The organism is Streptomyces sp. B5E4 (assembly GCF_039871555.1).
Lineage (GTDB): Bacteria > Actinomycetota > Actinomycetes > Streptomycetales > Streptomycetaceae > Streptomyces.
In genome coordinates, this window is record NZ_JBDPMI010000015.1 from 1 (window position 1) to 17,986 (window position 17,986).

General features: G+C 73.4%; 17 protein-coding genes. 8 read left to right on the forward strand and 9 right to left on the reverse strand.

Features of this window, described 5'->3' with window-relative positions:
* The 6 genes from glpR to galU form a co-directional block, all read right to left on the reverse strand.
* On the reverse strand, positions 1 to 1,178 hold a 1,178-nt coding region (glpR, locus tag ABGA99_RS20085; protein ID WP_347583184.1), incomplete at its 3' end, for a gephyrin-like molybdotransferase receptor GlpR.
* A gap of 149 nt (positions 1,179 to 1,327) precedes the next feature.
* The gene (locus ABGA99_RS20090) at positions 1,328 to 1,906 is read right to left on the reverse strand and encodes a GNAT family protein (RefSeq protein ID WP_347579103.1); all 579 of its coding nucleotides are present in this window, start codon (positions 1,904 to 1,906) and stop codon (positions 1,328 to 1,330) included.
* A 35-nt stretch (positions 1,907 to 1,941) separates the two neighbouring features.
* Positions 1,942 to 2,472, reverse strand: coding sequence for a MogA/MoaB family molybdenum cofactor biosynthesis protein (locus ABGA99_RS20095; RefSeq protein ID WP_347579102.1), 531 nt, complete (start codon positions 2,470 to 2,472; stop codon positions 1,942 to 1,944).
* Entirely contained in the window at positions 2,469 to 2,960 is a 492-nt protein-coding gene (moaC, locus tag ABGA99_RS20100) for a cyclic pyranopterin monophosphate synthase MoaC (protein ID WP_347579101.1), read from the reverse strand. The genes ABGA99_RS20095 and moaC overlap by 4 nt, the downstream gene beginning before the upstream one ends.
* Before the next feature lie 91 nt (positions 2,961 to 3,051).
* Complete coding sequence (glp, locus tag ABGA99_RS20105) at positions 3,052 to 4,419, reverse strand: gephyrin-like molybdotransferase Glp (protein WP_347579122.1); 1,368 nt, start codon at positions 4,417 to 4,419, stop codon at positions 3,052 to 3,054.
* Between the two features lie 80 nt (positions 4,420 to 4,499).
* A complete protein-coding gene (gene galU, locus ABGA99_RS20110; RefSeq protein ID WP_347579100.1) occupies positions 4,500 to 5,408 on the reverse strand; it encodes a UTP--glucose-1-phosphate uridylyltransferase GalU in 909 nt (302 codons plus the stop codon).
* Positions 5,409 to 5,438: 30 nt separating this feature from the next.
* Here galU and ABGA99_RS20115 point away from each other — a divergent pair, with 30 nt between their 5' ends.
* Entirely contained in the window at positions 5,439 to 6,188 is a 750-nt protein-coding gene (locus ABGA99_RS20115) for a 5-formyltetrahydrofolate cyclo-ligase (RefSeq protein ID WP_347579099.1), read from the forward strand.
* Between the two features lie 26 nt (positions 6,189 to 6,214).
* Here the strand turns inward: ABGA99_RS20115 and ABGA99_RS20120 are convergent, their stop codons facing one another.
* The gene (locus tag ABGA99_RS20120; protein ID WP_347579098.1) at positions 6,215 to 8,920 is read right to left on the reverse strand and encodes a penicillin acylase family protein; all 2,706 of its coding nucleotides are present in this window, start codon (positions 8,918 to 8,920) and stop codon (positions 6,215 to 6,217) included.
* Between the two features lie 157 nt (positions 8,921 to 9,077).
* On the opposite strand from ABGA99_RS20120, the gene ABGA99_RS20125 reads away from it, so the two are divergent.
* From ABGA99_RS20125 to mscL, 6 genes are all read left to right on the forward strand, one after another.
* Entirely contained in the window at positions 9,078 to 10,580 is a 1,503-nt protein-coding gene (locus ABGA99_RS20125) for a potassium/proton antiporter (RefSeq protein ID WP_347579121.1), read from the forward strand.
* Positions 10,581 to 10,942: 362 nt separating this feature from the next.
* Entirely contained in the window at positions 10,943 to 12,202 is a 1,260-nt protein-coding gene (locus ABGA99_RS20130; protein ID WP_347583115.1) for an MFS transporter, read from the forward strand.
* Between the two features lie 67 nt (positions 12,203 to 12,269).
* Complete coding sequence (locus ABGA99_RS20135) at positions 12,270 to 12,665, forward strand: FmdB family zinc ribbon protein (protein ID WP_347583116.1); 396 nt, start codon at positions 12,270 to 12,272, stop codon at positions 12,663 to 12,665.
* A gap of 37 nt (positions 12,666 to 12,702) precedes the next feature.
* The gene (locus tag ABGA99_RS20140) at positions 12,703 to 13,551 is read left to right on the forward strand and encodes an S-methyl-5'-thioadenosine phosphorylase (protein ID WP_347583117.1); all 849 of its coding nucleotides are present in this window, start codon (positions 12,703 to 12,705) and stop codon (positions 13,549 to 13,551) included.
* A 339-nt stretch (positions 13,552 to 13,890) separates the two neighbouring features.
* Positions 13,891 to 14,547 carry a hypothetical protein gene (locus ABGA99_RS20145; RefSeq protein WP_347579094.1) on the forward strand — a complete coding sequence of 219 codons (657 nt, stop codon included), beginning with the start codon at positions 13,891 to 13,893 and terminating at the stop codon, positions 14,545 to 14,547.
* A gap of 114 nt (positions 14,548 to 14,661) precedes the next feature.
* Entirely contained in the window at positions 14,662 to 15,174 is a 513-nt protein-coding gene (gene mscL / locus ABGA99_RS20150; protein ID WP_347579093.1) for a large conductance mechanosensitive channel protein MscL, read from the forward strand.
* 50 nt (positions 15,175 to 15,224) lie between these two features.
* Here the strand turns inward: mscL and ABGA99_RS20155 are convergent, their stop codons facing one another.
* Positions 15,225 to 15,383, reverse strand: a complete 159-nt coding sequence (locus ABGA99_RS20155; protein ID WP_018839180.1) for a hypothetical protein — start codon at positions 15,381 to 15,383, stop codon at positions 15,225 to 15,227.
* A gap of 200 nt (positions 15,384 to 15,583) precedes the next feature.
* On the opposite strand from ABGA99_RS20155, the gene ABGA99_RS20160 reads away from it, so the two are divergent.
* Positions 15,584 to 16,675: a P1 family peptidase gene (locus tag ABGA99_RS20160; RefSeq protein ID WP_347579092.1), complete on the forward strand. Its 1,092-nt coding sequence runs from the start codon at positions 15,584 to 15,586 to the stop codon at positions 16,673 to 16,675.
* A 186-nt stretch (positions 16,676 to 16,861) separates the two neighbouring features.
* Here the strand turns inward: ABGA99_RS20160 and ABGA99_RS20165 are convergent, their stop codons facing one another.
* A complete protein-coding gene (locus ABGA99_RS20165) occupies positions 16,862 to 17,890 on the reverse strand; it encodes a sigma-70 family RNA polymerase sigma factor (protein WP_347579091.1) in 1,029 nt (342 codons plus the stop codon).
* Positions 17,891 to 17,986: the final 96 nt, after the last annotated feature.

Sequence of the window (17,986 nt, forward strand, 5' to 3'; positions counted from 1 at the left end):
GGGGGGGGGTGGGGGGGGGGGCCCGCTTGGGGGGTGGGGTCGGCCGGTGCGGGCTCCGGGTGCGGCGGCTGGGGTTCCGCCGTGCTGGAGCGGGCCGAGCTCCACGTGTCCGGGGCGTCGAAGTCCAGGCCCCGGGTGGCACGGGGGGCCACCGGGGCCGTGACGTACGTCGGCAGCGGCACCGGTACGGGGTCCCAGCCGGCGTCCGCCGGGCGGTCCCGCTCGCGCTGCTGGTCGACCCACTCCGCGTGGTCGGTCTGCTCCACCAGCGCCCTGCGGTCCGCCTCGTACGCCGCCGCCGGGGCGTCGAACGGGGCGGTCGCGGACGGGTCGTCCTCGGGGCCGGCCTCCGCGTCCCGGGGGTCCCCGTCACCGCTGCCGGGCGCGTTCTCCTGCGGCCGGCGCGGCGCCGCCTCGCGGTCCTCGCGCAGCCGGCGGGCCGCCGCCTCGCCGCGGGCCTGGTCCGCGGTGAACGTGCGGCGGCGGCGCTCCTGGGTGCGTACGCGGACGACGTACGCCGTGAGCAGCAGCACCGGGACCACGACCGCCCACAGGAAGCGCGGTCCGCCCACCGAGGCCGCCACCGCACCCACGGTCAGCGCCACGAACAGCAGCGTCAGCGTGCGCCTCCGGCGCGCCAGCACCCTGGCGCGCGCCCGGCGCTCGGGAGTGGACTGGGGCTGCTGGTTGCGGGCGGACGGCGCGGGGGGTTTCTCTTCCGGGGCGCGCGGGCCGGCGGTCGCGCCTGCCTGTGCGTCCGTACGCTCCACCGGAGCCGCCTCCGGCTCCTCGTCCGCCGTCGCCGCGACACCCTGGCGCACCACCGGGGCCGCCGGAGTCTCCTTGCGGGTACGGCGCGGGGCGGCGGCGCGGGGGTCGGTCACGGGCACGGCAGCGGCCCGGACGTCGACCACGCCGCCTGCGGCGGGTGCGGCATCCGGGCCCTCGTCGTCACCTGCGACGCCCTCCCCGGAACCGGAGACCGATCCCGGGCCCGGGTCCGCGTCCGCACCGGAGTCAGCGTCGTCCCGGTCCCGGGTACTACGGTCCGCCCCGCCCCGTCCGGTCAGCAGCCGGATGGCGGTGCTGAAGCGTTCCGTCGGACGGGCTTCGTTCAGCTCGTCCTGCCTACGGAGCCACATCGGCACCAAGTAGGCGGCCCAGGCCCCGACGATCATTGCGTAGATGAGGCCGCTGCTGCTCACGCCTTACACGGTAGAGGCCGCGGCGTCAGCGCATGGGCCAATTGGCTCGGTGTGTCGCACCATCTGGCTGATATCTCGACCTTTTCTTCTGACTTTTTACCCCGCGCTGTCGAATCTTTGTTTCATTTCTCCGAGTGGCGCAGCCCGCGCCAGCGGTTGACCAGCCCCTCGGGGACTTCCTCCGCGGTCAGCACGAACACCAGATGGTCGCGCCAGGCCCCGTCGATGTGCAGGTACCGCGGGCGCACGCCTTCTTCGCGAAAACCCAGCTTTTCCACGACACGACGGCTCGGGACGTTCTCAGGACGGACGCAGACCTCGATGCGGTGCAGCCCCACCGTCCGGAAACAGTGGTCCACGGCGAGCGCCACCGATGTCGGCATCACACCGCGGCCCGCGAAATCCCGGTCGATCCAGTAGCCGACGTGCCCGGAACGCATCGAGCCCCATGTGATACCCGCCACGGTCAACTGTCCGCACAGCGTGCCCTCGTATTCGATGACGAAGGGCAGCATCCTTCCGGCGCTCGCCTCGCTGCGCAGATGCCGGACCATCTGCCGGAACGTGGGGCGGCGGGTATGGGGGGTTCCGGGGGGCGGGGGCGGGACGGTGGCCTCCCAGGGGCGCAGCCAGTCGCGGTTGCGCTGGTTGATCTCCCGCCAGGCGCGCTGGTCGCGCACGCGGATGGGGCGCAGGGTCACGGGTCCCTCCGCCAGCACCGCGGGCCAGGACGCGCTCAGTGGGCACCGCCGGGGTGTCTGGGACGGCCGTCCTCCGCACGCGGGCCGTCGTCAGCGCGCGCGTGGTCGCCGCCGTGCACCTGGTCGACAGCGTGCGGCAGCAGCCGCGCGAGCACTGAGAGCCCGTCGCGTACGCCCCCGGACGAGCCCGGGAGGTTCACGATGACCGTACGGCCCGCGACCCCGGCGAGCCCGCGGGAGAGCGCGGCGGTGGGCACCTTCGCGTACCCGTACGCCCTGATCGCCTCCGGTACGCCCGGCAGGTGGCGGTCGAGCACCCGGGCGGTCATCTCCGGGGTGCGGTCGGTCGGCGAGACGCCCGTGCCGCCGGTGGTCAGGACCACGTCGTAGCCTGCGGCGACGGCCTCGCGCAGCACCGCCTCGACGGGATCGCCGTCCGGCACCACCCGGGGGCCGTCCGCGGCGAAGCCCATCTCCGTCAGGCCCGCGACGAGCAGCGGGCCGCCCGTGTCCGCGTAGACCCCCGCGGCCGCCCGGTTGGACACCGTGACCGCCAGGGCCCTCACGACCGGCTCCAGTCGCCGGACTTGCCGCCGGTCTTCGTCTCGACCCGTACGTCCGTGATGACCGCCGCCTTGTCGACGGCCTTGACCATGTCGACCACCGTGAGCGCCGCCACCGACACGGCCGTCAGCGCCTCCATCTCCACGCCCGTACGGTCCGTGGTGCGCACCGTCGCCGCGATCTCCACCGCGTCGTCCGCGACGGCGAGGTCGACGGTGACGCCGGAGAGGGCGAGCGGGTGGCAGAGGGGGATCAGGTCGGGGGTGCGTTTGGCGCCCATGATGCCGGCGAGGCGCGCGGTGGCCAGGGCGTCGCCCTTGGGCAGCGTCTCGCCGGGCGCGGTGCCGCGGAGCAGTTCGACGACGCGCGGCGAGACGAGGACGCGCCCGGAGGCGCGGGCGGTCCGTGCGGTGACGTCCTTGGCGGAGACGTCGACCATGCGGGCGGCGCCCGTGTCGTCGAGGTGGGTCAGGCGGCTTGGCTGGCTCATGCTGTCAGGAGCTCCCGGGGTGAATTCGCGCGGAGCCACGTTACCCCCACGGCCTGCGGTTCGGCTCCGCACGTTTCCCGGCTCCCGCCGCTCAGTCGAGGAGCACGACGTCCACGGGCGCCCCCGGCGTCACCTCCGTGGTCTCCTCCGGTACGACGACGAGCGCGTTCGCGCGGGCCAGCGCCGCGACGAGGTGCGACCCGGAGCCGCCCACCGGGGTGACCGCCCCGGCGTCGGGGTCCGTGCCGCCGTCGGCCCGCTCGTGCTCGTACCAGCCGCGGAGGAACTGCCGGCGGCCCGCGGGCGAGGTCAGCGGCTCGGTGCCGGCCAGCCGGGCCCGTACCACCGGGCGGTGCACCGGCTCGACGCCCATCAGCCTGCGGATCACGGGCCGGACGAACATCTCGAAGGAGATGTACGCGCTCACCGGGTTGCCCGGGAGCGCGAACAGCGGGGTGCGGTCGGCGCCGATACGGCCGAAGCCCTGCGGCTTGCCCGGCTGCATCGCCAGCCGCCGGAACTCCACTCCGCCGCCCGCCTCGCCGTCCAGCTCGGCCAGCGCCTCCTTCACCACGTCGTACGCCCCGACGCTGACGCCACCGCTGGTGACCAGCGCGTCCGCGCGGATGAGCTGGTCCTCGACGGTGGCGCGCAGCGTCTCGGCGTCGTCGGCGACGGCGCCCACGCGGTAGGCGATGGCGCCCGCGTCGCGGGCGGCGGCGGTCAGCGCGTAGCTGTTGGAGTCGTGGATACGTCCCGGGGCGAGCTGCTCGCCCGGGGGCACCAACTCGCTGCCGGTGGACAGCACGACGACCCGCGGGCGCGGGCGCACCCGCACCGTGCCGCGGCCGATGGCGGCGAGCAGGCCGATCTGCGTCGGGCCGAGCACGGTGCCGGCACGCAGCACCAGATCGCCGGCGAGGACGTCGCTGCCGCGGGTGCGCACGTACCGTCCGGTGTCGGCCGGCTCGTAGATCCGCACCGCGCCGCCGGCGCCCGCGGGCGACTCGCTGTGCGGGCGCATCGCGTCGACCCGGCCGCGGCCCGTGCCGCCGTCGGTCCACTCCACCGGGACGACGGCCTGCGTGCCGGGCGGCAGCGGGGCGCCGGTCATGATGCGGGCGGCCTCGCCGGCGCCGACGTGCGGCAATTCGCCGCCGCCCGCCGGTACGTCGCCGACGACGCGCAGGACGGCGGGGAACTCGTCGCTCGCGCCCTCGACGTCGACGGTGCGCACCGCGTACCCGTCCATGGAGCTGTTGTCGAACGGCGGGAGGGCGACGGCCGCGGCGACGTCCTCGACGAGGACGCAGCCCTGGGCGTCGAGCAACTGCATCTCCAGCGGCTCCAACGGCCGGATCTGCCGCAGTATGTCGTCGATGTGCTCATCGACGGACCACACCCCTGCGGCCCGGCGCCCCGGCCCGGCGCCGCCGGCCTCCTGTGCATCGCCGGTCACCGTCGCCTCGCCGCCCGTCTCCTGCGGCCCGGTCGCCGGCTCCTGCTCCCCCGTGTCCGTCGCGCCCTTCACGGCCTCGCTCAATCCGCCATCTCCTCCGCGACGTACTTCCGCAGCCACGCGCGCAGGTCGGCACCGAGGTCCTCGCGCTCGCACGCGAGGCGGACGATCGCCCGGAGGTAGTCGCCGCGGTCGCCCGTGTCGTACCGCCGGCCCTTGAACACCACGCCGTGCACCGGGCTCTCCAGCGCCTCGTCCGTCGCCAGCCGCTGCAGGGCGTCGGTGAGCTGGATCTCGTTCCCCCGGCCGGGCTCCGTCGTGCGCAGCACGCCGAAGATCGCCGGGTCGAGCACATAGCGGCCGATGACCGCGTAGTTACTGGGCGCGTCGGCGACGGCGGGCTTCTCGACGAGGTCGGTGACGCGCACCACGTCGCTGTCCGCGGTCGTCTCCACGGCCGCGCAGCCATAGAGGTGGATCTGCTCCGGGTCGACCTCCATCAGCGCGATGACGCTGCCGCCGTGGTCGGCCTGGGCGCGCACCATGCGGGCCAGCAGCGGATCGCGCGGGTCGATGAGGTCGTCGCCGAGGAGGACGGCGAACGGCTGGTCGCCGACGTGCTCGGCGGCGCACAGCACCGCGTGCCCGAGGCCGCGGGGGTCGCCCTGGCGGACGTAGTGGATGTTCGCCAGGTCGTTGGACTCCGCGACCTTGGCCAGCCGCCGGTCGTCCCCTTTCCTGCGCAGGGCCTCTTCCAGCTCGTGGTTGCGGTCGAAGTGGTCTTCGAGCGGGCGCTTGTTCCGCCCGGTGATCATGAGGACGTCGGTGAGTCCGGCCGAGACGGCCTCCTCGACGACGTACTGGATCGCGGGCTTGTCCACGACGGGCAGCATCTCTTTCGGCGTCGCCTTGGTCGCCGGCAGGAAGCGGGTACCGAGGCCGGCAGCCGGGATGACAGCCTTGGTGATCCGAGTACGCGAAGAATCCATGTTCAGCACCATAAGGGTAGGTACGGACAAGTGGGCAGCGACCAGGCCAGAAAGGCGGCGTTGCGCCGCACCCTACTCGCGGCGCGGGCCGCGGTGCCGCCGGGTGAGGCCGAGGCGGCGGCGCGGCGGCTGGCCCGGCGGGCGCTGGAGCTGCCGGAGCTGGCGGGGGCGCGGACGGTGGCGGCGTACGTGTCGGTGGGGCGCGAACCGGGCACGCGCGAGCTGCTGGAGGCGCTGCGGGCACGCGGGACGGCGGTGCTGCTGCCGGTGCTGCTGGCGGACGACGACCTGGACTGGGCGGAGTACGGCGGCCCGGACGCGCTGCGGCCCGCCGGGCGGGGGCTGCTGGAGCCGGCCGGGCCGCGGCTGGGTCCCGAGGCGGTGCGGACGGCGGAGGCGGTGCTGCTGCCGGGGCTGGCCGTCGACGGCCGGGGGCTGCGGCTGGGGCGGGGCGGCGGATCGTACGACCGGGTGCTGGCGCGGCTGGCGGGGGGCGCCGGCGGCGGTGATGGCGGCGATGGCAGTGATGACGGTGGGGCCGACGGCGGAGTCCCTGACGCTACGGGTCGCGCGGGCGACCGGCGTAGGGGCGTGAGCCCCCGGCGCACGGGCGCGGAGACCGGCGCGCCCCCCGCCGCCGCGCCTCCCGCCGCCGGGCCCGCCCTCGTCGTACTCCTCTACGACGGCGAAGTGCTCGACCACGTACCCGCCGAGCCCCACGACCGCCCGGTGGCCGCCGCGGTCACGCCCTCCGCGGTGCACCGCTTCCCGCCGCCGTAGCAGCCCGGCGAGCGGCCCCGTACACCTCACGGCGACAGCGTCATGGTGTCCTTCGCGGCCTCCTGCACCGCCTTGTCGGAGAAGGCCCACTCGTACAGCTCGCCCTTCGCCCACGCCGTCGTCTGGTCCGTGTAGTTCGGGTGGAAGGCGTGCCCCGAGGCGCCGGAGAGGTTGACCCAGCCGGAGGCGTCGAGGTCCGCCAGATCGACCACCATCCGCATCGACGGCACCCACAGCACGTCGTATCCGCCCGCCGCGTTCCAGCCGGTGGCGTTGACGGCGGCCTCGCCGCCGCTGAGGTTCCACGGGCCGCGGTTGAGCAGCCACTGCACGACGCCGGGGCCATCGGTGCCCAGCGTCTGGTTGCGCAGCATCAGTTGGTGCAGCCGGCCCCAGGACCAGGTGTCGATGTCCTTGCCCAGCTCGGCGGTCAGCTCCCAGCGGGCGTCGTTCATGGCGTGCTCGAACAGCTCGTCGCGGTTCTCGTCGAGGGGCTCGCCGTCGCTGCCGGTGGTCGTCCACCAGCGGTTGTCCTCGTCCTTGAGGATGCTCCGTACGACCTCGTACCACCGGTCGCCGCCGTCCGGCTGGGCGGCGTCCGCGTCGCGCTCGCCGCACTCGCGCACGGTGGCGGGGCCGTCGGGGTTGGCCGCCGGGTTGGCGGGCGGCACGTGCAGGCACTCGCCGTCCGGGCGCAGCTCCTTGGGCATCTTGTCGCCGAAGGAGAGCTTGAGGATGTTGCGCCAGACGGCGTTGAAGTACGCGGCTGCGGCGGAGTCGGTGTCCTGGCTGTAGTCCCAGTCCTTCAGCAGGTCCTGGGCCTCGCGCACCATCGGGTCGTCGATCTCGATCTTCAGCAGCAGCGGGGTGAGGAGTTCGGCGATCTCGCTGTGGTTGTCGAGCTGCATGGTGCGCATGTCGTCGGGAGAGACCTTCCCGCCGTCCTTGATCTTCTCCTCGATGAGATCGGAGATGCGGTTGCTGCGGGCACCGTAGCCGGGATCGGTGGTCAGAAGATACGGGTAGTCGTTCTCGTCGACGACGGCCTGGTTGGCGGTGACGACGTAGCCGCGGTCGGGGTTGAGCTCCCAGGGCAGCGCGTCGAAGGGGATGTAGCCGTCCCAGGAGTACGCCGGGTCCCAGCCGGGCGCGGGCAGGCTGCCGTCGCCGCTGCCGCGCCGGGGGATCTTGCCGGGCGCCTGGTAGCCGATGTTGCCGTCGGTGTCGGCGTAGACGAGGTTCTGCGAGGGCACGGCGAAGTCGCGGGCGGCGTCGCGGAACTCGTCGAAGTCCGCCGCCTTGTTGATGCCGAAGACGGCGTCCATGGTGCTGGACGGCTCCAGGGCGGTCCAGCGCAGCGAGACGGCGTAGCCGTCGCCGCGGTCGGGCGCCGAGTTGCCCACGGGGGCTTCCTTGCCCACTTCGGCCAGGTCGTCGCTGCGGTCGGAGATCACCGGTCCGTTGCGCGTGGTGCGTACGGTGATGCGTTTGTCCTCGCCGTCCGCGACCTTGATCAGCTCCTCGCGGGTGCCGAACTCGCGCGTCTTGCCGTCGTACAGATAGCCGTCGTCCTCGACCTTCTCCAGATACAGGTCGGCGACGTCGGCGCCCAGGTTGGTCATGCCCCAGGAGATGTCGGCGTTGTGACCTATGACGACGCCGGGCATGCCGGAGAAGGAGAAGCCGCTGACCTCGTACGGGCAGTCGTCGCTGACCCGGGTGCACTGCAGGCCCATCTGGTACCAGACGGAGGGGAGCTGCGCGGACAGGTGCGGGTCGTTGGCGAGCAGCGGTTTCTCGGTGGTGGTCAGGTCGCCGGAGACGACCCAGGAGTTGGAACCGATGCCGCTGCCGCTGGGGCCGAGGAGGGCGGGGATGTCGTCCATGGTCTTCGCCAGCGAGCCCATCTGGCTGCTGAGGCCCTCGGAGGCGGTGCTGTACGTGTTCTCCACCGCCTGCGCCCCGCCGGCGCTCTGCGGCTGGTAGCCGTCGGTGGTGGCGGCGCCGCCTTCCACTATGGGCTTGTTGCGCTTGTACGGGTACGGCGGATACAGGTCCGCGATCTCGCCGTCGTCGAAGCGCTGGGACAGCAGTGAGCGATCTATCTCGTCCTCGACGTTCGCCCGCAGGTCCCACGCCATCGCCTTCAGCCAGGCGACGGAGTCGACGGGGGTCCACTTCTCCGGCTCGTAGTCGTTGACGAACCCCAGGGCGGCGTACTCCACGGACAGGCTGGAGCCGCCGTGGTCCGCCAGGTAGGCGTTGACCCCGTCGGCGTAGGCCCGCAGGTACTTCTTGGTCTCCCCCGAGAGCTTCTCGTCGTACTCCTTCTGCGCCACCTGCCGCCAGCCCAGCGTGCGCAGGAACTCGTCGGTCTCGACCTGCTCCTTGCCGAACATCTCCGACAGCCGGCCGGACGTCATGTGCCGGCGGACGTCCATCTCCCAGAAGCGGTCCTGCGCGTGCACGAAGCCCTGCGCCCGGAAGAGGTCCTCGGCGGTGTCCCCGTAGAGCGTCGGCACCCCATGGGCGTCGCGCTTGACCGTGACCGGCGAGGCCAGGCCCGGCAGTTTGAGCGATCCGGTGGTCTGCGGGAAGGAGTCGCGCACCGTGCTGACGGTCCAGAACGCGGCGGCGCCGACGCCCAGCACCAGCAAGGTGGCGAGCCCGATCGCGACGTAGATGAGGCGGCGCCTCTTGCCTGCCGTGCGGCCGTTCTCGTTGACGGGCATGCCTGTCCTTCTGGAGCCAGCGGAGCACTTGCTGGAGCAACCTTAGGCGTCCGGTCAAGGGGCTCCGAACGGCCCCTGTGCTGTCCCCCGAAGCAGCAGGCGGACGGTCACTCCGGGTAAATTCTCCGTCAAGGCAGAAAAGACGAGAGGGAGAAAGCTGTCAGTCGAAGAACTCAACAAGCTCGCGCTCATCGGCGCCCTGGTTCTGCTCGTGGCGGTCGCGGCGGTCCGGCTCGCGTCCCGCAGCGGCCTGCCCAGCCTCCTGCTGTACATGGGCATCGGCGTCCTCGTCGGCGAGGACGGCCTGTTCGGCTACAACTTCGACGACGCCGAGCTGACCCAGGTCTTCGGCTACGCGGCCCTGGCGCTGATCCTCGCCGAGGGCGGCCTCAGCACGAAGTGGACTGAGATCAAACCCGCGCTGCCCGCGGCCGCCGTCCTGTCCACGGCGGGCGTCGCGGTCAGCGTCGGCGTGACGGCGACCGGCGCGCACCATCTGGTCGGCCTGGAGTGGAAGCAGGCGCTCATCATGGGCGCCGTCGTCTCTTCCACGGACGCCGCGGCGGTCTTCTCCGTGCTGCGCAGGGTGCCGCTGCCGAAACGGGTCACGGGCGTGATGGAGGCCGAGTCCGGGTTCAACGACGCTCCCGTGGTCATCCTGGTCGTCGCCTTCTCCACCTCGGGGCACATCGAGGCGTGGTACCTCCTCATCGGCGAGATCCTGCTGGAGCTGGCCATCGGGGCGGCGCTGGGACTGGCGGTCGGCTGGCTGGGCTCCATGGCGCTGCGGCACGTGGCGCTGCCGGCCTCCGGCCTGTACCCGATCGCGGTGATGGCCCTCGCCATCGTCGCGTACGCCGTGGGCGCCCTGGCGCACGGCAGCGGGTTCCTGGCGGTCTATCTGGCGGCGATGGTCCTGGGCAACGCGAAGCTGCCGCACTGGTCGGCCACCCGCGGCTTCGCCGACGGGGTGGGCTGGCTGGCGCAGATCGGGATGTTCGTGCTGCTCGGGCTGCTGGTCACGCCGCACGAGCTGGGCGACGACATCGTGCCGGCGGTGATCGTCGGGCTGGTGCTGACGATGGTGGCGCGGCCGGCGTCGGTGATCGTGAGCCTGCTGCCGTTCCGCATCCCGTGGCGGGAACAGGCACTGATGTCGTGGGGCGGGCTGCGCGGCGCGGTGCCGATCGTGCTGGCGACGATCCCGATGGTGAACGACGTCCCCGACTCCGGCCGCGTGTTCAACATCGTCTTCGTACTCGTCATCGTCTACACGATGGTGCAGGGGCCGACGCTGCCGCTGGTGGCGCGGTGGCTGCGGCTCGGGGACGGCGACGCGGCGTACGACCTGGGCATCGAGTCGGCGCCGCTGGAGCGGGTGCGGGGGCACCTGCTGTCGCTGTCGGTGCCGGAGCGCTCCCGGATGCACGGGGTGGAGGTCGGCGAACTGCGGCTGCCGCCGGGGGCGGCCGTGACGCTGGTGGTCCGGGACGGGGCGAGTTTCGTGCCGGCGCCGACGGACATCCTGCGGCGGGGGGACGACTTGCTGGTGGTGGCGACGGACCAGGTGCGGGACGCGGCGGAGCAGCGGCTGCGGGACGTGGGGCGGGGCGGCAAGCTGGCGCGGTGGCTGCAGGCGGACGAGCGGAGGGCACGGTAGGGCGGCGGCCGGGGCGCCGCCGGCTTCGGTGGCCTCCGGTCTTCGCCGGCCGGGGTGGGGTTCGGTAGGGTCGGGGTGGAATTCGTACGAACAGATGTCTCTGTCTGATGCAGGGCCGGCGCGCCTGACGGGTGCGCACAGCGGACGGCTCTCGGTGCGTGCCGTCGGACTTGCTCCCCGCCCGGTCCCGGGCGGGTGGGTCCCGCGCGAGCGGCGCGGTCGGCGCACTACCAGGCAGCAGGAAGGACCGGGCCGTGTCGCGCCCGTCTCAGCCTTCGCCCTCGGGACCCTCTTCCCCTTCGGGATCTCCCTGCCGTACGCCCCTGGATCGGGCTGCCGGTGCGCGGCCCGGTTACCGTCAGTTGCTGCGCACGCCCGGGGCCCGCAGCTTCGTCCTCCCCGGCTTCGCCGCGCGGCAGCCGTTCGCGATGCTGACCATGAGCATCGTGCTGCTCGTGGAGCACACCTCCGGCTCGTACACCCTGGCCGGCACGGTGGCCGCCGCGGCGGGGCTGTCCATGGCGTTCTTCGCGCCCGTCAGCGGCAAGCTCGCGGACCGCTGCGGGCAGTCCGCGGTGCTGCTGCCGAGCGTGCTGCTGCACGCCGCCGCGGTCGCCGTGCTGAGCGTGCTCGCGCTGGCGGGTGCGCCGGGGTGGGCGCTGGTGGCCGCGGCGGTGCCGACGGGCGCGGCCATCCCCCAGATCGGGCCGATGGTGCGGGCCCGTTGGTCGCATCTCTTCGCCGCCGGGCCGGATCCGCGTACGCCGCTGCAGCACACGGCGACGGCCTTCGAGTCGGTGACGGACGAGTTCACGTTCGTCGTGGGGCCGGTGCTCGCCGCGGCGCTGTGCACGGGGGTGCATCCGGCGGCGGGGCTGGTGGCCGAAGGGGTGCTGACGCTGAGCGGCGGGCTGCTGTTCGCCGCGCAGTGGCGGACGGCGCCGCCGGCGGGGCGCGGGGACCGCACGGGACTGCCGCGGGGGCGACGGGCCTCCGCGCTGCGGGCGCCGGCCCTGCCGGTGCTGGTCGCGGCGTTCTTCGGCGTCGGCGCGGTCTTCGGCGGCATGCAGGTGTCGCTGACGGCGTTCAGCGAGTCGATCGGCCGTCCCGGGCTGAGCGGGGTCCTGTACGGGGTCTTCGCCGCCGGCAACATGCTCGCCGGGGTGGTCGTCGGCGTGGTCCACTGGCGCGGCCCGGCGCAGCGGCGCCTGCTCGTCGCGTACCCGCTCCTGGTCGCCACCGCCTCGGGGCTGTGGGCGGTCGCGGGACTGGAGTCCGCGGCGGCGCTCGGCGGCCTCGGCCTTGCGGTGGGCGTGTGCATCGCGCCCGCGCTGATCACGGGCTTCACGCTGGCGGACGCACTGGTGCCCAAGGAGGCGCGCACGGAGGCGTTCACGTGGCTGACGGGTGCCGTCGCACTGGGGCAGGCCGCCGCGACGACGGCGGCCGGACGGCTGGCCGACGGCCCGGGCGCGAACGCCGGATTCCTCGTGCCGCTGGCCGCGACCGCGCTCGCGTGCGCCACACTGCTGCTGCTCCGGCGGCGACTGCGGCCTGCGGACAGCCACGGAGTGATCACGGTCCGTGGCGGCGGCCGCCCGGTGCCCGCGCCGGTGGACTGACGGGCGGGAATGCTGCATGATGAAGCGTCGTTAGCACTCAACAGTTGAGAGTGCCAGGAGGAAGCACGTGCCGACCTATCAGTACCAGTGCACCGAGTGCGGCGAGGGCCTCGAAGCGGTGCAGAAGTTCACCGACGAGCCGCTGACGGTGTGCCCCGCCTGCCAGGGGCGGCTGCGCAAGGTGTTCTCCGCGGTCGGCGTCGTCTTCAAGGGCTCCGGGTTCTACCGGACGGACAGCCGCAGCGGTTCGGGCTCGGGCGGTTCCGGTTCCGGCGGTTCCGGGTCGGGGTCGGGGTCGGGGTCGGGTGAGAAGAAGGGTTCGGAGTCGTCGACGTCGTCCTCTTCGCCGTCGCCCTCGTCTTCTTCCTCCTCTTCCTCTTCGGGTTCGTCGTCTTCCTCGACGTCCTCGTCCTCTTCCTCCTCGTCGTCCTCCAAGTCGTCCAGCGGGACGTCCGCGGCCTGAACGCCGCCGGGGCCGGCCGCGCGGTTATCGTTGCGGCATGGCTGAGGCAGCGGCAGTACAGGCAGAGATCGGCGTCATCGGGGGCTCGGGGTTCTACTCGTTCCTCGACGACGTCACGGAGATCGCCGTCGACACACCGTACGGACCGCCGAGCGACTCGCTGTTCCTCGGCGAGATCGCCGGGCGGCGGGTCGCGTTCCTGCCCCGGCACGGCCGCAAGCACCACCTGCCGCCGCACCGGATCAACTACCGCGCCAACCTGTGGGCGTTGCGCTCCCTGGGCGTACGGCAGGTGCTCGGACCGTGCGCCGTGGGCGGGCTGCGGCCGGAGCACGGGCCGGGGACGCTGCTCGTACCGGATCAGATGGTGGACCGTACGAAGTCGCGCGCGCAGACGTACTACGACGGCGAGCAACTGCCCGACGGCACCACGCCGAACGTCGTGCACGTGAGCCTCGCCGACCCGTACTGCCCCACGGGGCGCGGCGCCGCGCTGAAGGCCGCGCACGAGAGCGGCTGGGAGGCGGTCGACGGGGGGACGCTCGTCGTCATCGAGGGACCGCGGTTCTCCACGCGGGCGGAGTCGGTGTGGCATCAGGCGCAGGGGTGGGCCGTGGTCGGGATGACCGGGCACCCGGAAGCGGTGCTGGCCCGTGAACTGGAGCTCTGCTACACGTCGATGACGCTGGTGACGGACCTCGACGCGGGTGCGGAGACGGGCGAGGGCGTCTCGCACGAAGAGGTGCTGGAGGTCTTCGCGGCGAACGTGGGGCGGCTGCGGGGCGTGCTGTTCGACGCGATGGGGCGACTGCCTGCGACGGCGGACCGGGACTGCTTGTGCGCGGGGGCGCTGGCGGGGATGGACCTGGGGATCGAACTGCCGTAGAAACCGGTGGGGTCTCGGGGGTCTGGGCGCGCCGGGTTATCCACAACTGGGGAGTTATCCACAAGCTGGAGCGGGGAAGGCGGGGATCGGGCAGAGTCGAGGGCGTCACGGAACGCGATCGACTCGTCACGAAAAGGTGGTGCCCGCCCCATGTCCGCCCTGGTCCGCACTCGTCCCGACTCTCCTCTGACTCCTTCTCCCGGTAAGGACGCCGGCTTGCGCTACGGCGAGGCGGGCGCCGGAGACAACGGCCCGGCGGGCGCGGCGACTTCACGCGAAAGCGGCGGGTTCGCGACCGGATCGGGTTCGTCGCCGCGTGGGGCGCCGCCGCCGCGCGGGGTGCCTGAGTTCGAGCCGCTGCGCCCGGCGCGCGGGGCCCGGCTGCGGCGGGCGCTGGCGACCCGTCGACGGCTGCTGGCCGCCCTGCTCGCGATGACGGCGGCGGCCCTGGCCGCGGTGCCGCGCAGCGACGCGGAAGGCCCGCCGCCTGCCGCGGCGCCGGACGGCCCGGAGCGGGGAACGTCCGGCGACGTCACGGGTTCGGCGGCCGGGGGGCGGGGCGGGGGCGGTACCGGCGGCGGGGAGGTGCTGGCGCCGGTGCGGATCGCGGACGCGGGGGTGGCCGGGCTGCTGAGGCCGGGCGATGTGGTGGACGTGCTGGCCGTGGACGGGACGGACGGCGGCCCGGCCCGGGTCGTGGCGCGGGCGGCGCGGGTGGCGGAGATCCCTGGGGCGGCGGGGGTGCCGGATGCGGAGCGAGGAGCGGACTCGACGGCGGCCGCCGAGATGCCGGGGGCTGTGGAGGTACCCGGGTCGATAGAGGCGCCTGATGACGCTGCCGTGCCGGAGGCTCCTGAGCTGGAGTCGGCGTCCGGAGCACCGGGGTTGGCGGGATGGGAGGACGGGGCGCTGGTGGTGCTGTCCGTGCGGCGGTCCACGGCTGCGGCACTGGCCGGTGCGGGGGCCGGCGAGCGGCTGGTGGTGACGCTGCGATGACGACACTTGCGCGGATGGTCACCGGCATGGGCGGGAGGAGTGGACAATCCTTCCGTATCTCTGCCATACCTTGCTGGGTCGGCCGACCCGTCGAGAGTGAAGCGAGGAAGGGCATTGAGCACGCAGGGCGCCGGGAGCACCTCGGAGAGTCAGGGCGTCGTCGCCGGGTTCAAGCAGTTCCTGATGCGCGGGAACGTGATGGAACTCGCGGTCGCCGTCGTCGTCGGCGCGGCGTTCACGAGCATCGTGAACGCGGTGGTGAAGGGCGTCGTCAACCCCATCGTCGGCATCTTCGGCTCGAAGAACCTCGACAAGTACCACTCGTGCTTCAGCGATGTCTGCACGACGAGCCCGGAGGGCGAGGTCACCAAGGGCGTCGCGATCCTGTGGGGCCCCGTGCTGAGCGCGACGCTGACGTTCGTCATGACGGCGGCCGTCGTGTACTTCGCGATGATCCTGCCGATGAACAAGCTCAGGGAGCGGCAGGCGGCGAAGGCCCCGGCGGAGGCGACCCCCGTGGAGGTCACGGAGATCGAGCTGCTGACGCAGATCCGCGACGAGTTGGTGGCCCAGCGGAACGCCGCGACGCCGAACCGCGACGGCGGCACGCTGCCGACGCAGAGGTAGGGCTGCGGGCGGCCGCCCGGAAGCGGCGGACGCCGGGGGCACGTGCCGGGTCAGATGTGGTGCGGGGGCTTCTCGTCGAGGAAGCGGGCCAGATCGGCGGCGCTCCCCTCGGCGGCGGGCCGCTCGCCCCAGCCCTCGTCGGTGTCGTCCCGGCTCGGCTGCGCCAGCGGGTCGTCGAAGACGAGCGGGTTCTCGGGCTCGGTGCTCATGCATCACAGGGTACGGGGCAGCCGCGGTCGGAGGCCGGGGCGGCGGCGTAACGGAGCGGCGCGCCACGGCGCGCACGCCGGACGGGCGGCACGGGCACGGATGTAGGCCCGTGCGCGCTTTGGCCCGTGCACGGCGGCCCGTGCGTGGCCCTCCGACTTTGCCACCGGGGGGCGCGGGGTGGGCGGTTAAAGTGCGTCGCATGGGCGTGGACGGGATCACGGATGTGGCGGGGGTGCGGGTCGGGCATGCGTCGCGGGTCGGCGGCGGGTGGCTGACCGGGACGACGGTGGTGCTCGCGCCCGAGGGTGGCGCCGTGGCCTCCGTGGACGTACGCGGGGGCGGACCCGGCACACGCGAGACCGACGCCCTCGACCCGCGCAACATCGTGCCGCGGGTGGAGGCGGTGGTGCTGACGGGCGGCAGCGCCTACGGGCTGGCCGCCGCCTCCGGCGTGATGGCCTGGCTGGAGGAGCAGGGCCGCGGCTTCCGGGTGGGGCCCGACCCGGCGCAGGTGGTCCCGGTGGTCCCGGCGGCTGCCCTCTTCGACCTGGGCCGCGGGGGTGACTTCCGGGCCCGCCCCGGCGCCGCCATGGGCCGGGAGGCCGCCGCCGCGGCAGCGTCCTCGGCGTCCGGCGCCCCGGTCGCGGAGGGCAACGTCGGCGCGGGCACGGGCGCGGTGTGCGGGGCGATGAAGGGTGGTGTCGGCACGGCGAGCACCGTGCTGCCGTCCGGCACCACGGTCGCGGCGCTGGCCGTCGTCAACGCGGCCGGCTCCGGCCTCGACCCGGCCACGGGCGCGCTGTACGCCGAGCAGTCCGGCGGGGCCGCGGAAGGTCCGCCCGGTGCGGAGGTGCACGCGGCGGCGCTGCGGCGGTTGGAGGCGGCCCGGGAGGAGACCGGACGGCGGTTCGCCGCCTCGGCCCGGCCGCCGCTGAACACCACGCTGGCCGTCGTCGCCACGGACGCCGCCCTCGGCAAGGCGCAGGCGCAGAAGCTGGCCGGCTCCGCGCACGACGGTCTGGCCCGTGCCGTACGCCCCGCGCACCTGCTCTCCGACGGCGACACGGTCTTCGCCCTCGCCACCGGCGCCCGGCCACTGCTCCCCCCGGGCGAAGCCGCCCCCGACCCGGCGTTCGCGGTCCACCAGGAAGCCGGCGCCCTCAACGAGGTCTTCGCGGCCGGCGCGGACATCCTCACCCGCGCCATGGCCAAGGCCCTCCGCGCCGCGGAAACCATCGACGGCCCGGGTGGCATCTTCCCGTCGTACACCGACCTCTACACCCCAGCCTGACGGCAGGCTTCCCCGCCCGGCCCGCCCGCCTCCGTCGCGGGGCGGTGCCGTCCCGGGGCCGTATCCGCTCCTCGCGCGGGTGTCCGCCGCCTCCACGACCGGCGCCGCCGTCGGCGCGTAGTCCTGCGGGCACAAAGGAGCCCTCGATGCCGGGGGGAGGCACCGAGGGCTGCTCGGGGTGCGGTGTTACGCCGCGGACTCGAAGCCCGTGTCGCGGGCGAGCTTCTTCAGTTCGACCAGCGCGTGCTTCTCGATCTGCCGGATCCGCTCGCGGGTCAGGCCGTGCTGCTTGCCGACCTCGGTCAGCGTGCGCTCACGGCCGTCCTCGATGCCGTACCGCGCCTTGATGATCGACGCCGTGCGCGGCTCCAGGCGGCCGATGAGACCTTCCAGCTCCTCGCGGCGCATCATCACCAGCACGGAGTCCTCCGGCGAGTCCGCGCCGGTGTCCTCCAGCAGGTCGCCGAACTGGGTCTCTCCCTCGTCGTCCACCGCCATGTTCAGGCTGACCGGGTCGCGCGCCCAGTCCAGGACGTCCGTCACGCGCTCGGGCGTCGAGCCCAGCTCGGCGGCGACCTCCGCGGGCTCCGGCTCACGGCCGTGCTCGCGGTTGAACTCGCGCTGTACGCGCCGGATACGGCCCAGTTCCTCGACGAGGTGGACGGGGAGCCGGATCGTCCGGGACTGGTCGGCGATGGAGCGGGTGATGGCCTGCCGGATCCACCACGTGGCATACGTGGAGAACTTGAAGCCCTTCTTGTAGTCGAACTTCTCGACGGCGCGCACCAGGCCGGCGTTCCCCTCCTGGATCAGGTCGAGGAGCGGCAGCCCGCTGCGCGGGTAGCGGCGGGCGACGGCGACGACCAGGCGGAGGTTCGAGCGGATGAAGAGGTCCTTGGCACGCTCGCCCTGGGCCACGATCGCTTCGAGTTCGTCCCGGTCGGCCGACGCGCTCGGCGCGTCCACCGCCTCGGGTTTCGCCTCGCCGGCGAGCAGCTTCTCGGCGTAGACGCCGGCCTCGATGTCCAGGGAGAGCTCGACCTCCTTCGCAGCGTCGAGCAGCGGCGTCCGCGCGATCTCGTCGAGGTACATCCCGACGAGGTCGCGGTCGGCGATCTCGCCGCTACTGGCGCGAGCGCCACGAGCGCCGCGAGCGCTGCTTGCCCCGCCGGCCGGGGTCTCGGCCTGGCGGCGGGCGACGGCACGGGTTGCCATGCATACTCCCTTGCGAGTGAGTTCCAAACCGGTGGTCGACACCTACCGGGTGTCCCTTGCATCTCGTCCAACGAAGAGAATCAGGACAGAATTCCC